A 13,952-nucleotide genomic window follows, 5' to 3' on the forward strand; every position below is an offset into this window, starting at 1 on the left:
ATAATAGGGTGTTATCAAATAGAGGTTTCATTCGCCTCGAAGGAGAAAAAAATGACTGAAAAGAATTTCTACATTACCACACCGATTTATTACCCATCTGGTAAGCTTCATATCGGCTCTGCCTACACGACCATTGCCTGTGATGTTCAAGCCCGCTACAAGCGTTTGATGGGCTATGATGTCTACTATTTGACTGGCCTTGATGAGCATGGTCAAAAGATTGAAACCAAGGCAGCAGAAGCAGGCCTTGATCCACAAACCTATGTTGACGGAATGGCAGAAGGGGTTGAAAAACTTTGGGACCTGCTGGATATTTCCCATGATGTTTTTTACCGCACGACCAATCCAGAGCATGAAAGAGCCATTCAACGGATTTTTGAAAAACTCTTGGCTCAAGACGACATATACCTTGGGGAATACTCAGGCTGGTACTCGGTTTCAGACGAAGAATTCTTTACCGAAAGTCAGTTGACCGAAGTCTTCCGTGACGAAAATGGCAAAGTGACTGGCGGGATTGCCCCATCCGGTCACGAAGTGGAGTGGGTGTCAGAAGAGTCTTATTTCTTCCGTATGGGCAAATATGCAGACCGCCTCTTGGCCTTTTACAAGGAAAATCCTGACTTCATTACGCCAAATAGCCGGATGAACGAGATGATTAAAAACTTCATCGAGCCAGGACTGGAAGACTTGGCGGTGTCACGGACCAGCTTTACTTGGGGAATTTCGGTTCCGCAAAATCCAAAACACGTAGTCTACGTTTGGTTGGATGCCCTCTTTAACTACATGACGGCCCTTGGCTTAGAGAATGACTTGGAAAACCGTTTGGACAAGTTCTGGCCAGCTGACATTCACATGGTTGGCAAGGACATCTTACGTTTCCACAGTATTTACTGGCCAATCTTCCTCATGGCACTGGACTTGCCATTGCCAAAACGCTTGGTCGCTCACGGCTGGTACGTTATGCAAGACGGCAAGATGTCCAAATCAAAAGGCAACGTGGTCTACCCAGAAATGTTGGTGGAACGTTACGGTCTAGATCCGCTTCGCTATTACCTCATGCGTAGCCTTCCAGTCGGCTCTGACGGCACCTTCACACCAGAAGATTACGTTGGACGCATCAACTATGAGTTGGCCAATGACCTAGGGAATCTCCTCAACCGTACAGTCGCTATGATTAATAAGTACTTTGACGGACAAGTCCCAAGCCTCTCTGCCGGTCAGACAGACTTTGACGCAGATCTAGAATCTGTGGCTACACAAGCCATCGCAGACTACCACAAGTACATGGACTTGGTGGACTACCCGCGTGCGCTTGAGGCGGTTTGGAGCTTGATTGCCCGCACCAACAAATACATTGATGAGACAGCACCTTGGGTTCTGGCGAAAGACGAGGACCAAAAAGGCAACCTTGGATCTGTCATGGCGCATTTGGCGGAAAGCTTGCGCGTGGTAGCTCACTTAATCGCTCCATTCATGATGGAAACGGCAGCCAGCATCGTTAGCCAATTGGGCCTCGGTGAGGTAGCAGCAATGGAAGATTTGACTTTCGGACAATTCCCAGAAAACGTTACGGTAGTGGCAAAAGGGACCCCAATCTTCCCACGTCTCGATATGGACGAGGAAATTGCTTACATCAAAGACCAAATGGCTGCTGGTAAACCTGCAACCGAAAAAGAGTGGGTGCCAGAAGAGGTAGAATTGACCCTCAACAAGCCTGAAATCAAGTTTGAAGACTTTGACCAAACGGAAATCCGTGTGGCAGAGGTTATCAACTGCCAAAAAGTCAAAGGCTCTGACAAATTGCTCCAGTTCCGTCTGGATGCAGGAGATGCGGAACACCGTCAAATCTTGTCGGGTATTGCCAATTTCTACCCAAATCCAGAAGAATTGATCGGGCTCAAAGTCCAAATCGTGGCCAACCTCAAACCGCGTAAAATGATGAAAAAATACGTCAGCCAAGGCATGATTCTCTCTGCAGAACATGACGGCAAATTGACCCTCCTAACCGTTGATCCATCCGTTCCAAACGGCAGTGTGATTGGTTAAAAATACAAGAAAAAACCTAGCAGTTTCAAACTGCTAGGTTTTTAGTATGTTCGTAGCTTATCCTAAGATTTGTGGAAGAAGTACAAAGTAAGTATACAACATATTGGCAACAGCGATGACAATACCAAGGCTGTTCAAAATGATTTCAGTCTTGTAATTAAATGGCGCAACTGGATTTCCCAATGCATCAATTTGTGGTGCTTTGTTTCCATTTAAGGACAAGATCAAACCGATAATGCCCAAAATCAAACCAACAATAGGAATTAACAAAGCAAAAATCATTGACAAAATGCCAAGCACGAGTGGTGCTACACTTTTCTTAGGTGGGTACATAAAAATCTCCTTTTCTTTTCTCTAGTATTATATAAAATTGTGAATTGCCTGTCAATTTTATTTGAAAATCAAAGAGTTACCAACAAATGCGAATAAAAGAAATAGAAGGAGAAGAAGATGTTAGTAGCCTTAAATGAAGAAAATCAAGTCACCAATCTTTTAGAAAGGACCGCCTCAAGGAAACAAAACTACCGCTGTCCTAGCTGTCAAGGTGCTGTTCGCTTGAAACAGGGACAGATCCTAAGGCCCCATTTTGCCCATGTTCATCTAGGAGATTGCCATTACCATTTTGAGAATGAATCCCAACAACATTTGGATTTAAAAGCCAAACTATTTCAATGGGCTAGAAGGCATCATGCTGTCCAAGTGGAAGCCTATCTGCCAGCCATTCAACAGGTTGCGGACTTATTGGTGAACCAAACCTTGGCCTTGGAAGTCCAGTGTTCACCCTTGTCAATCGAACGCCTTATAGAACGGACTTTGGCTTACCGTGGCCAGCAGGTATCCGTTTTGTGGCTTCTTGGAAAAAAGCTTTGGCTACAAAATCGTTTGACTGCTTTGCAACGTCAATTTCTCCGTTTTAGTCAGAACATGGGCTTTTATCTTTGGGAGTTGGATAGCGACAAAGAAGTTTTGCGGCTTCGTTACCTGATTCATGAAGACTTGCATGGCAAGGTCCAGTGTTTGACCAGAGAATTTCCATTTTTTAAGGGGGATTTGGTGCAGGTATTACAAACGCCATATCAAGCACAAAAACTATCCACTTTAGTCGCCAAAACTGATTCACAGTTGGTGTCCTATGTCGCTAAAAAACTCTATTACCAAGACAAGAAATGGTTGCAGTTACAAGGTCAAGCCTATGCACAGGGGCGGAACTTGTTAACACAATCCGTGGAGGACTTTTATCCTCAGGTTTCATTGCCCAGTCGGCAAACAGATTTTATTCAGGTTCAGATTGATTTGACGCCAGTCTATCAGGCTTTTGATGCGTATTATCAAAGGCAAACAGAGAAGCAAAAACAATTGCTTTATTCACCTGTTTTTTATCTACAAAAGTACCAAGCAAACTTGGAAGAAAGCAAATAATATGCTAAAATAAGGCTTACGGAGGAAATATTATGAGTAAACAACGCAATGAAATTGATGAAAAATACCAGTGGGATTTAACCACGATTTTCCCAACAGATCAAGCATGGGAAGAAGAATTAGCAAGTTTGACTGCTGAAACGGAAGCGGCAGCTGATTTGGCAGGCCACTTATTGGACGACGCCAAAACATTTTTAACAATCAGTGAAACCCAGTTGGACTTGAGCCGCCGCATTGAAAAATTGTATGTCTATGCGTCCATGAAAAATGACCAAGATACCCGTGTGGCCGCTTACCAAGAATTTCAAGCAAAAGCAACCGCCCTGTATTCCAAATTCTCTCAAGTTTTTGCCTTTTACGAGCCTGAACTCATGGCCATTACCGATGAGCAATTGGACAGTTTTTACCAAGCTGAGCCAGCCTTGAAACAATACGCTCATCAATTGGAAAAGATCTTGTCAACTAAAGACCATATCTTGTCACAAGAAGTAGAAGAAGTCTTGGCCGCAACCAGTGAAATCTTTGAAGCGCCGTCTGAAACCTTCTCCATTTTGGACAATGCCAGCCTGCGTTTCCCAGAAGTAGCAGATGAAGATGGGCACTTGGTCCCATTGTCTCACGGAAACTACATTTCCTTTATGGAATCCAGCAACCGTGAGGTTCGTCAAGAAGCTTATGAAGCCATGTACAGCACTTATGAGCAATTCCAGCATACTTATGCCAAAACCTTGCAATCCAATGTCAAGGTTAATAACTTGCAGGCTCGTTTGCGCAAGTATAGCAGTGCGCGTGAAGCAGCCTTGTCCCGAAATTTTGTGCCAGAGGCCGTCTATGATACCTTGGTTTCTGCGGTCAACAAGCACTTGCCACTCTTGCACCGTTATGTCAACTTGCGTAAGAAATTATTGGGCCTTGATGACTTGAAGATGTACGATATGTACACACCGCTTTCTGAAACAGACTACAAATTCACCTACGAAGAAGGTTTGGAAAAAGCGGCTGAAACCTTGACCATCTTTGGCGAAGATTACAGCCAAAAGGTTGAACGAGCTTTTGCGGACCGTTGGATTGATGTCCATGTCAATGAAGGCAAACGCTCTGGAGCATATTCGGGTGGTGCCTATGATACCAATGCCTTTATGCTTCTTAACTGGCAAGATACCTTGGACAATCTCTATACCTTGATCCATGAGACAGGTCATTCCATGCACTCCATGTACACGCGTGAAAGCCAGCCTTATGTTTACGGACATTATTCCATTTTCTTGGCAGAGATTGCGTCCACAACCAACGAAAATCTCTTGACAGAAAAACTCTTGTCAGAAGTGACGGATGAAAAGAACCGCTTTGCGATTTTGAACCATTACTTGGATGGTTTCCGTGGAACTGTTTTCCGTCAAACGCAATTTGCTGAATTTGAACAGGCGATTTACCAAGCTGACCAAGCAGGTGAAGTCTTAACAGCAGACTTCTTGAACAACCTCTACGGTCAAATCAATGAAAAATACTATGGTTTGTCGGCTGAAGAAAATCCATTTATCCAATATGAGTGGGCCCGTATTCCGCATTTCTATTACAACTTCTATGTATTCCAGTACTCAACTGGTTTTGCAGCAGCGTCTGCCTTGGCAGACAAGATTGTCAATGGCACTGCAGAAGACAAGGAAAAATACTTAGACTACCTTAAAGCTGGTAGCTCCGATTACCCACTAGAGGTCATGAAAAAAGCCGGTGTGGATATGACAAAAGAAGACTACCTCAATGATGCCTTTAAGGTCTTTGAAGTCCGCTTGACAGAATTAGAAGCCCTTGTTGAAAAAGGTGCCCATCTAAAATAAACAGGAATCCCTTCGGGGATTTTTGTCTACGAAAATGGAGAGCCAAATGGAAATCAGAAAATTAGAGCTAGGAGACCAAGCGGCTTACCGCCGTTTTGAAACCGCCATGTTATCCGATAAAGAAACCAATCCCTTTGTTGAATTAGACTACATAGAAGACTTGCCAAAGGCGATTGCAGCAGGCCAGCAATCGGAAATCAAAGAGGAAGGACAGACTTGGTCCACCTATTCAACCTATTATGCTTTTATCGATGGAGAAATTGCAGGGTTCATTCGTTGTTTTTGGGAGGCAGACAATCCAATGGTGCAAAATCTTGGGCAGTTGGGTTACATGTCTTCTCCTTCTTATCGAAGACAAGGAGTGGTCGAGAAATTGATTGCTTTTGCCATGGCTCAATTTGTTGAAAAAGGCTTTAGGCGCATTTTCCTTGTAGCGGATAAAGAAAATCTGGCCAGCCGTTCTTTGATTGAGAAAATGGGTGGTCAACTGGAACAGATTTCTACTATTGATTATTTCGGACGTCCGATGGAGGCTGCCAAGTATAGGATTAGCTTGTAACTAGCTGGTTTTGAGTCGATTGGCTCTGCTATTTTTCAAAAAATATGCTAAAATGGGACTTATGGTTGAATCATATAGTAAAAACGCAAACCACAATATGCGCCGTCCTGTTGTGAAGGAAGAAATTGTGGACTTTATGCGGACACGCCAGGCGCAACACACTGGATTTTTAAGAGAATTAGAAGATTTTGCACGGGCTGAAAATATTCCTATTATTCCGCATGAAACAGTGGCTTATTTCCGCTTGCTCATGCAGACCTTGCAACCCAGCCGTATTTTAGAAATTGGGACAGCCATTGGTTATTCGGCTCTTTTGATGGCTGAAAATAGTCCTCAATCGCAGATTGTAACCATTGAGCGCAATGAGGAAATGTTGGGATTTGCGCGAGACAACTTATCCAAATACGATAGCCGCAAGCAGATTGAGTTGCTGGAGGGCGATGCTCTGGAAGTCTTGCCAACTCTTGAAGATGATCAGTTTGATTTTGTCTTTATGGACTCGGCCAAGTCCAAATACATCGTCTTTCTACCAGAAGTCTTGAAAAAGGTAAAAGTAGGTGGCTTGATTGTCTTGGATGATATTTTCCAAGGAGGCGATGTCGCCAAAGACATCATGGAAGTCAGACGTGGACAGCGGACCATCTACCGTGGCCTGCAACGGTTGTTCGATGCAACACTGAATAACCCCGATTTGACAGCTAGTTTGGTATCCATGAGCGATGGCCTTTTGATGCTGCGAAAAAATGTGGAAAATGTTGATTTGAAATTGGAAGAAATTTAAGCGAAATTTAAGTTTATGTGATATAATAAGAAAGTTAATTACAAAAAGGAGACTTTTTCTAAAAATGAAAACAAAAAAAATCATTGCAGGAGCAGTAACGCTTCTTGCAGCTGTGACTTTATCGGCTTGTTCAACCAGTGGTGGTAAAGACATTATCACTATGAAAGGTGGTACTATTACAAGTGCAGAGTTTTATGAAGAAGTAAAAACAAACACTGCTGCTCAACAAGTCTTGCTTCAAATGGTGATCAAAGATGTATTTGAAGCGAAATACGGTAAAAAAGTAACGGATAAAGAAGTTGACGAAGCTTATAATAAGATGGCTGAGCAATATGGTGATTCATTCTCACAAGCCTTGGCGTCAGCAGGTTTGACAAACGAGACCTACAAGACACAAATTCGTGCCAATAAATTAGTAGAGTACGCAGTTGAGCAGGCAGCCAAAAAAGAATTAACTGATGAAGCTTATAAAGCGGCGTATGACTCATACACACCTGAAGTGACAGCACTAATCATCAAGATGACAGATGAAGCAAAAGCAAAAGAAGTTTTGGCTAAAGCACAGGCGGCAGATGCCGATTTTGCAGCTCTTGCAAAAGAACATTCTGTTGATACGACGGCTGAAAAAGGTGGCAAAATTACCTTTGATTCGACCTCAACAGAAGTGCCAACAGAAGTTCAAACCGCGATTTTTGCACTTGATGAAAATCAAGTGGGTGCAGCCGTTGTTCCAGTAGTGGATATGACAACCTATACTTCTAGCTTCTATATCGTTAAACTCAATACCAAGACAGAAAAGTCTAAAGACTGGAAAGATTACAAGAAAGTATTGAAGAAGTCTATCATGGCGCAAAAGCAAAATGACTCAGCCTTTATTACAACAGTTGTATCCAAAGCTCTTCAAGATGCAAATGTTAAGGTAAAAGATGAGGCATTCCAAAATGTTCTTTCACAATACATTACAACAACTTCTAGTTCAGAATCGTCTTCATCAGAAGCTAGTTCAGAAAAAACAGAAGAAAGTTCTGATAAATAATCTTACTTGACCAAATAAACAAGGTCCAGTATAATAAAATCATTGAGAATAATTGTTTGACACCTGATAAAGAAAAGTGGCGGTTGATGCAAGCCATGGATGGAAAAACAATTTGCTACTCGATGTTCCAATTGCATACAAAATGAGAATGACAAGTTCATTGAATGAAGGTGGTACCGCGGTTTTTCGCCCTTCGTTTAGTGGGCTTGTCTTTAGTTTTGGGAGGTTCTGATGAAACAGTTTCGCATCAAGCAAAAAATGTGGTCTTTAGGTGGGAGTTTTGACATTCAAGATGAAAATGGTCAGTTGGCTTATCAAGTCGAAGGGAGTTTTTTTAAAATCCCCAAATCCTTTACGATTTATGATCCAAAAGGTCAAGTCATCAGTCGGATTGAAAAACAATTTTTCACGTTTTTACCAAAATTTGATGTGCAATTAGCAGGTGGCCAACCATTTACCATTCGAAAGGAATTTACATTTTTCAAGCCCCGTTATCAGATTGATAACTTGGGCTTGACCATACAAGGTGATTTCTGGGATATGAATTTTGACCTGCTTCAAAACGGCCGAGTGGTGGCGCAGATTTCACAAGAATGGTTGCGTCTGACATCGACCTACAACATCACTGTTTTTGATGACAGTCTTGCGGATTTAGTCCTTTCTCTGGTCATAGCCATTGATTATGTGAAGGAACAAGAGGCTGCAGCTTCAGCTGCAAGTTCTCAATAATAATAGACTGTTTTACTACGTTTACCCCATAATTGAAAATTAATTTTAGGAAAGGAAAGTTTAGTTAGTTAATGCTAATTGAACCCGAGCTAAAAGCGTCGAGAAAAAGATAGACCTCCTTGTACACTAGTGCACAGCAGTGGTCTCCTATTTTCTTCTCGCTTTCTTAACGCTCTTGGTATCTTATTTTATGAAACACATGTCTTCTGCTCAGATCCGCCAAATGTGGTTGGATTTCTGGAAATCCAAAGGCCACTCTGTTGAGCCTTCTGCAAATCTTGTCCCTGTGAATGATCCAACTCTTTTGTGGATCAACTCTGGTGTGGCAACACTGAAAAAATATTTTGATGGGTCAGTCATTCCTGAAAACCCACGGATTACCAATGCCCAAAAATCTATCCGTACCAATGATATTGAAAATGTTGGTAAGACAGCTCGTCACCACACTATGTTTGAAATGCTTGGGAACTTCTCAATCGGGGATTATTTCCGTGATGAAGCCATTGAATGGGGTTATGAGCTCTTAACAAGTCCAGAATGGTTTGGTTTTCCAAAAGACAAGCTCTACATGACCTACTACCCAGACGACAAAGATTCTTACAACCGTTGGATTGCACTAGGTGTAGACCCAAGTCACTTGATTCCTTTAGAAGACAATTTCTGGGAAATCGGTGCTGGACCATCCGGCCCTGATACAGAGATTTTCTTTGACCGTGGTCCAGAATTTGATCCAGAAAACATCGGTATCCGTCTCTTAGAAGAAGACATTGAAAACGACCGTTACATCGAAATTTGGAACATTGTCTTGTCTCAATTCAATGCTGATCCAGAGGTGCCACGTTCCGAATACAAGGAATTGCCAAACAAAAACATCGATACGGGAGCTGGTTTGGAGCGTTTTGCAGCCGTCATTCAAGGGGCTAAAACCAACTTTGAAACCGACCTCTTTATGCCGATTATCCGTGAGGTGGAAAAACTTTCTGGCAAGACTTATGAGGTGGACAGTGACAACATGAGTTTTAAGGTCATCGCAGACCATATTCGTGCCCTCAGCTTTGCCATCGGTGATGGCGCCCTCCCAGGAAACGAAGGCCGTGGTTATGTCCTTCGCCGCTTGCTTCGCCGTGCAGTCATGCATGGTCGCCGCTTGGGCATCACGGAAACCTTCCTCTACAAATTAGTGGTAACCGTTGGCCAAATCATGGAAAGCTATTATCCAGAAGTCTTGGAGAAACGGGAGTTTATCGAGAAAATTGTTAAACGGGAAGAAGAAACTTTTGCTCGGACCATTGATGCCGGTTCTGGTCATTTGGATCAGTTGTTGGCACAGTTAAAAGAAGAAGGCAAAGACACACTCGATGGTAAAGACATCTTCAAACTCTATGATACTTATGGATTCCCAGTGGAATTGACAGAAGAAATGGCAGAAGATGCGGGTTACAAAATTGACCACGCAGGCTTTAAAGCTGCCATGAAAGAACAGCAGGAACGTGCGCGTGCGGCAGTTGTCAAAGGTGGCTCAATGGGCATGCAAAATGAAACCTTGGCAGGAATTGTAGAACCGTCTGAATTTAGCTACGAAGAAGAAGTACTCGACAGCAAACTTTCTGTTATTATCGTGGACAATGAACGCTCAGAAGTGGTATCAGAAGGACAAGCCCTCCTTGTCTTTGACAAAACACCTTTCTATGCGGAAATGGGTGGCCAGGTTGCAGACCACGGTGTCATCAAAAACAGCAAGGGCGACACGGTTGCACGTGTGACCGATGTTCAAAAAGCACCAAATGGCCAAGCTCTTCATACGGTTGAGGTCTTGGCAAGTCTGGCCTTGGACACTGTGTATACCCTGGAAATTGATCACAACCGTCGTCGTTCGATAGAGAAAAACCATACGGCAACACACTTGTTGCATGCTGCCCTTCACAACATCATTGGCGAACACGCTACGCAGGCTGGCTCTCTCAATGAAGAAAGCTTCCTACGCTTTGACTTCACGCACTTTGAAGCCGTTACTGCAGAAGAGTTGCGGGTGATTGAAACCCAAGTCAATGAGCAAATCTGGAAAGCCATCGCGGTTGAAACTGTGGAAACAGATGTTGAAACAGCAAAATCCATGGGTGCTATGGCCCTCTTTGGTGAAAAATACGGTAAGGTTGTCCGCGTCGTTACCATTGGTGATTATTCTGTGGAGCTCTGTGGTGGTACCCACTTGTCAAATACTTCTGAAATCGGCCTCTTCAAGATTTTGAAAGAAGAAGGGATTGGTTCAGGGACTCGTCGTTTGATTGCGGTTACGGGGCAACAAGCCTTTGAAGCTTACCGGGCTCAAGAAGATGCCTTGAAAGAAATCGCCAAAGCGGTGAAAGCTCCTCAATTGAAAGAAGCTCCAGCCAAAGTAGTGGCCCTGACAGAACAAGTTCGTGACTTGCAAAAAGAAACGGCTAGCCTCAAAGAAAAAGCAGCAGCGGCAGCTGCAGGCGATGTTTTTAAAGATGTCCAAGAAGCAAATGGTGTTCGCTATATTGCCAGCCAAGTTCAGGTATCTGATGCAGGAGCCCTTCGTACTTTCGCCGATAACTGGAAGCAAAAAGACTACTCAGATGTCCTAGTGCTTGTTGCAGCGATTGGAGATAAGGTCAACCTCTTGGTAGCCAGCAAGTCAGCAGATGTTCACGCTGGAAACCTGGTCAAAGAATTGGCACCAATTGTGTCAGGTCGTGGTGGTGGAAAACCAGATATGGCCATGGCTGGAGGCAGTGATGCGTCTAGCATTGACAAACTCTTGACAACTGTGTCAACTCAACTCTAATGCGTCAGCAAACCAAGTTTGAAAAAACTTGGTTTTTTCTCAAAAAACGATTAAAAAAACCTTGACCTTCCCCTTTGAGAATGGTGTACAATAAGCTGGAAAGGAGAAGAATATGCAGATTAAAGACGTGGAAAAACTGACCGGCTTGACGGCCAAAAGCATCCGCTTCTATGAAGACAGGGGCTTGGTCCTAGTTAGTCGCAATCAGAACAACAGCTATCGGGAGTACTCAGAAGCCAATGTTCAAACTCTTAAGAAAATCAAAATCTTTCGTTATTTGGGCTTTACGGTCTCAGAAATTGCAGAGCTCTTGACCTTAGATGAGCAGCAACTGGCTGTCAAATTAGAGCAGCGCTTGCTGATCTTGCAGGACCAGAAAGATGTGATTGATGAACAGGTGGCCCTCGGAAGATTCTTTTTGAAGAAACAGTCAGAGAGTAGCGTGGTGGATAAGCTCAATGAAGAAATTGGATTTTTGGAAAGTGAAGACTACCTTGATGCAAAGACAGCTTTGAAAGAAGCAACTCTCCAATCCATTTGGGAACTCTTGTTGCAGACTCTCATGTTGCTTATGCCGATTGTCGGTTTCTATCATCGCTTGATGGAGCAGGACTATGCCAGCCTCTACTGGCTCTTTCCGATTGCACTAGTAGCCTCTTTTGCTTTAATCTTTTCTTGGAAGAATTACCTGCAAGCTCGAAAAAACAATCGCCAACTGGTCAAGAAAAAGAATCGGAAAGAATGGCTAGTCTGGCCCTTGATGATCTTAGCCATTGTATTATCAATTGCTCTTTTTATAGGAATTTCGAGTCTACGCGAGCGTTTCTTACCGAGTGACTGGCTCTTTTACGAGCACAATCACTTTTGGGGTTATGCCATGATTTTTACAATAGTAGTCGGAATCGAATATTGGTTGCTAAATTTTTTTGGGATTTATGATTTTCCAAGAGGCAAGAAAACATTCTTACTAACGCTTACCAGCATGCTTGTTTCGATCTTTCTCTTTGCGACTCAGCTCACCGTTGTAACGGAGTCAGAAGTCATTCATTACTCGCTGACACAGCTGACAGGGAAGCGCTATGCCTACGACCAAGTCGAAAAAGTCCATGCCCGCTTTGGATCCTCTATGTTTAAGATTCCAACCAATAACGAACGAGGGACTTTTTACTACGATATTTGGCTGGATGGCAGGAAAATTTCCCTTTCGCAACCAACAGTTAATGACGAGATTGATCGCTACACAGATACTTATCAAGAATTGGAAGAATTTGACCAAGCTTTGGTAGCGCTTGGTGTGCCAAAGACCAGTTCCGAGAAAGATGCGGAGAAGAATGATTTGGATCCAATTTATACAAAGCGTTTCCTGCGGATTATACGAAATCGATAAACCAAGCCCATCTGGGGTTTGGTTTTTTGCTGGATTTGTGATAGGATTAAGGGATAAGAAGGAGTGTTGAATGAAAGAGATGAACTTGTTATTTGTTATTGATGATGGTTATGTAGACCAGTTTCAAGTGACCCTGTTTTCCATTGTGGAACAGATGCCTCATACGCATTTTCAGGTCTATGTCTTGCAAAAGACCTTGTTGGAAAAAGATACCCAGATTCAGGCATTCACAAAGGCTTTGGGTGTGACCTACATTCCCATTGTAGTTGGAAGCGAAGCCTTTGCTGGTGCACCGACGACCGATCGCTACCCAGATACCATTTATTACCGCCTCTTGGCTCACGAATTTTTACCAGAAAGTGTGGAGAAAATCCTCTATCTGGATGCAGATATTCTCTGCCTTAATGACTTCACCGACTTTTACCAGATGGAGATGGGGACTCAATTGTATGCGGCAGCTAGCCACAATGAAGATGGTAAGATTTTAGATTATGTCAATAAGCTGCGCCTGCAAAATTTTGAAATGGAATCGTCCTATTACAATACTGGTACCCTTTTGATGAACATGGTGGCGATTCGAAGTATCGTCAAAAGAGAAGCTATCTTGGACTACATTAAAAAGAACAAAACGCGTCTCATTCTACCGGATCAAGATGTGCTCAATGCCCTTTATGCTGACTTGGTCATCGGTGTCCCTGATGAAATCTACAATTACGATGCCAGATACAGTATTGTATACCAATTAAAGAGCAAGGGCCTTTGGGATTTGGATTGGGTGATAAACCATACCATTTTCCTGCATTTTGCTGGACGGGAAAAACCGTGGAAGTCAGATTATACCAGTCGTTATGCGGGTTTATATAAGTATATGGAAAAACGAACTCGTCGTTTGGTAAAGGAAGAACAATAGGAGACATCATGAAAACAATAGGCAATATTATTTGGTTTATACTAGCGGGGCTCTGGTCTTGGATTGCCTGGTCTATGGTCGGTTTATTACTTTGTTTGAGTATTGTTGGGATTCCATTTGGCATGCAATGCTTTAAGATTGCTAACTTTGGCTTGTTTCCCTTTGGACGAACCATTGACAATTCTACTGCCTCAGGCTGTGGCAGTCTCCTTTTAAATATCATTTGGATTTTACTGGTCGGTTGGGAATTGGCCCTTATGCACCTCTTTTCTGCTCTCTTACTATGCATTAGTATTGTGGGAATTCCATTTGCACCACAGTGTATCAAACTCGCCATGCTCAGCCTGATGCCCTTTGGAGCGAGGATTCGGTAAGAAGGAGTTACAGTACAAGTGATGTGAAAATGAGCCCTACAAGTCTAACATGGACGAGGAAATA

General features: G+C 43.1%; 12 protein-coding genes. 11 read left to right on the plus strand and 1 reads right to left on the minus strand.

What is annotated here, in order from left to right:
* Nucleotides 1-51: 51 nt before the first annotated feature.
* Nucleotides 52-2,046 carry a methionine--tRNA ligase gene (gene metG, locus ACVR1I_RS06065; RefSeq protein WP_447443137.1) on the plus strand — a complete coding sequence of 665 codons (1,995 nt, stop codon included), beginning with the start codon at nt 52-54 and terminating at the stop codon, nt 2,044-2,046.
* 57 nt (nt 2,047-2,103) lie between these two features.
* Here the strand turns inward: metG and ACVR1I_RS06070 are convergent, their stop codons facing one another.
* Entirely contained in the window at nt 2,104-2,379 is a 276-nt protein-coding gene (locus ACVR1I_RS06070) for a hypothetical protein (protein ID WP_447443138.1), read from the minus strand.
* A gap of 117 nt (nt 2,380-2,496) precedes the next feature.
* Between ACVR1I_RS06070 and ACVR1I_RS06075 the strand changes: the two genes are divergently transcribed.
* The 10 genes from ACVR1I_RS06075 to ACVR1I_RS06120 all read left to right on the plus strand — a co-directional run bounded on the left by ACVR1I_RS06075 (nt 2,497) and on the right by ACVR1I_RS06120 (nt 13,888).
* Nucleotides 2,497-3,465 (plus strand): competence protein CoiA, encoded by a 969-nt coding sequence (locus tag ACVR1I_RS06075; RefSeq protein WP_447443139.1) that lies wholly within the window; start codon nt 2,497-2,499, stop codon nt 3,463-3,465.
* A gap of 32 nt (nt 3,466-3,497) precedes the next feature.
* Nucleotides 3,498-5,303 (plus strand): oligoendopeptidase F, encoded by a 1,806-nt coding sequence (pepF, locus tag ACVR1I_RS06080; RefSeq protein ID WP_447443140.1) that lies wholly within the window; start codon nt 3,498-3,500, stop codon nt 5,301-5,303.
* A 46-nt stretch (nt 5,304-5,349) separates the two neighbouring features.
* Nucleotides 5,350-5,862: a GNAT family N-acetyltransferase gene (locus ACVR1I_RS06085; protein ID WP_447443141.1), complete on the plus strand. Its 513-nt coding sequence runs from the start codon at nt 5,350-5,352 to the stop codon at nt 5,860-5,862.
* 61 nt (nt 5,863-5,923) lie between these two features.
* The gene (locus tag ACVR1I_RS06090) at nt 5,924-6,643 is read left to right on the plus strand and encodes an O-methyltransferase (protein ID WP_447443142.1); all 720 of its coding nucleotides are present in this window, start codon (nt 5,924-5,926) and stop codon (nt 6,641-6,643) included.
* A 64-nt stretch (nt 6,644-6,707) separates the two neighbouring features.
* Nucleotides 6,708-7,679 (plus strand): peptidylprolyl isomerase PrsA, encoded by a 972-nt coding sequence (gene prsA, locus ACVR1I_RS06095; RefSeq protein WP_447443143.1) that lies wholly within the window; start codon nt 6,708-6,710, stop codon nt 7,677-7,679.
* 231 nt (nt 7,680-7,910) lie between these two features.
* Nucleotides 7,911-8,408 (plus strand): LURP-one-related/scramblase family protein, encoded by a 498-nt coding sequence (locus tag ACVR1I_RS06100; protein ID WP_447443144.1) that lies wholly within the window; start codon nt 7,911-7,913, stop codon nt 8,406-8,408.
* A 190-nt stretch (nt 8,409-8,598) separates the two neighbouring features.
* Entirely contained in the window at nt 8,599-11,217 is a 2,619-nt protein-coding gene (alaS, locus tag ACVR1I_RS06105; protein WP_447443145.1) for an alanine--tRNA ligase, read from the plus strand.
* Between the two features lie 112 nt (nt 11,218-11,329).
* Nucleotides 11,330-12,604 (plus strand): MerR family transcriptional regulator, encoded by a 1,275-nt coding sequence (locus ACVR1I_RS06110; RefSeq protein WP_447443146.1) that lies wholly within the window; start codon nt 11,330-11,332, stop codon nt 12,602-12,604.
* 79 nt (nt 12,605-12,683) lie between these two features.
* Nucleotides 12,684-13,514 carry a glycosyltransferase family 8 protein gene (locus ACVR1I_RS06115; RefSeq protein ID WP_447443261.1) on the plus strand — a complete coding sequence of 277 codons (831 nt, stop codon included), beginning with the start codon at nt 12,684-12,686 and terminating at the stop codon, nt 13,512-13,514.
* A gap of 8 nt (nt 13,515-13,522) precedes the next feature.
* On the plus strand, nt 13,523-13,888 hold the full coding sequence (locus tag ACVR1I_RS06120) for a YccF domain-containing protein (RefSeq protein WP_447443147.1): 366 nt from the start codon (nt 13,523-13,525) through the stop codon (nt 13,886-13,888).
* Nucleotides 13,889-13,952 lie beyond the last annotated feature (64 nt).

The organism is Streptococcus cameli (assembly GCF_053207365.1).

Coding starts and splice junctions, on each gene's coding strand:
- metG (WP_447443137.1), top strand. CDS start 52: ATGACTGAAAAGAATTTCTACATTACCACACCGATTTATTACCCATCT.
- ACVR1I_RS06070 (WP_447443138.1), bottom strand. CDS start 2,379: ATGTACCCACCTAAGAAAAGTGTAGCACCACTCGTGCTTGGCATTTTG.
- ACVR1I_RS06075 (WP_447443139.1), top strand. CDS start 2,497: ATGTTAGTAGCCTTAAATGAAGAAAATCAAGTCACCAATCTTTTAGAA.
- pepF (WP_447443140.1), top strand. CDS start 3,498: ATGAGTAAACAACGCAATGAAATTGATGAAAAATACCAGTGGGATTTA.
- ACVR1I_RS06085 (WP_447443141.1), top strand. CDS start 5,350: ATGGAAATCAGAAAATTAGAGCTAGGAGACCAAGCGGCTTACCGCCGT.
- ACVR1I_RS06090 (WP_447443142.1), top strand. CDS start 5,924: ATGGTTGAATCATATAGTAAAAACGCAAACCACAATATGCGCCGTCCT.
- prsA (WP_447443143.1), top strand. CDS start 6,708: ATGAAAACAAAAAAAATCATTGCAGGAGCAGTAACGCTTCTTGCAGCT.
- ACVR1I_RS06100 (WP_447443144.1), top strand. CDS start 7,911: ATGAAACAGTTTCGCATCAAGCAAAAAATGTGGTCTTTAGGTGGGAGT.
- alaS (WP_447443145.1), top strand. CDS start 8,599: ATGAAACACATGTCTTCTGCTCAGATCCGCCAAATGTGGTTGGATTTC.
- ACVR1I_RS06110 (WP_447443146.1), top strand. CDS start 11,330: ATGCAGATTAAAGACGTGGAAAAACTGACCGGCTTGACGGCCAAAAGC.
- ACVR1I_RS06115 (WP_447443261.1), top strand. CDS start 12,684: ATGAACTTGTTATTTGTTATTGATGATGGTTATGTAGACCAGTTTCAA.
- ACVR1I_RS06120 (WP_447443147.1), top strand. CDS start 13,523: ATGAAAACAATAGGCAATATTATTTGGTTTATACTAGCGGGGCTCTGG.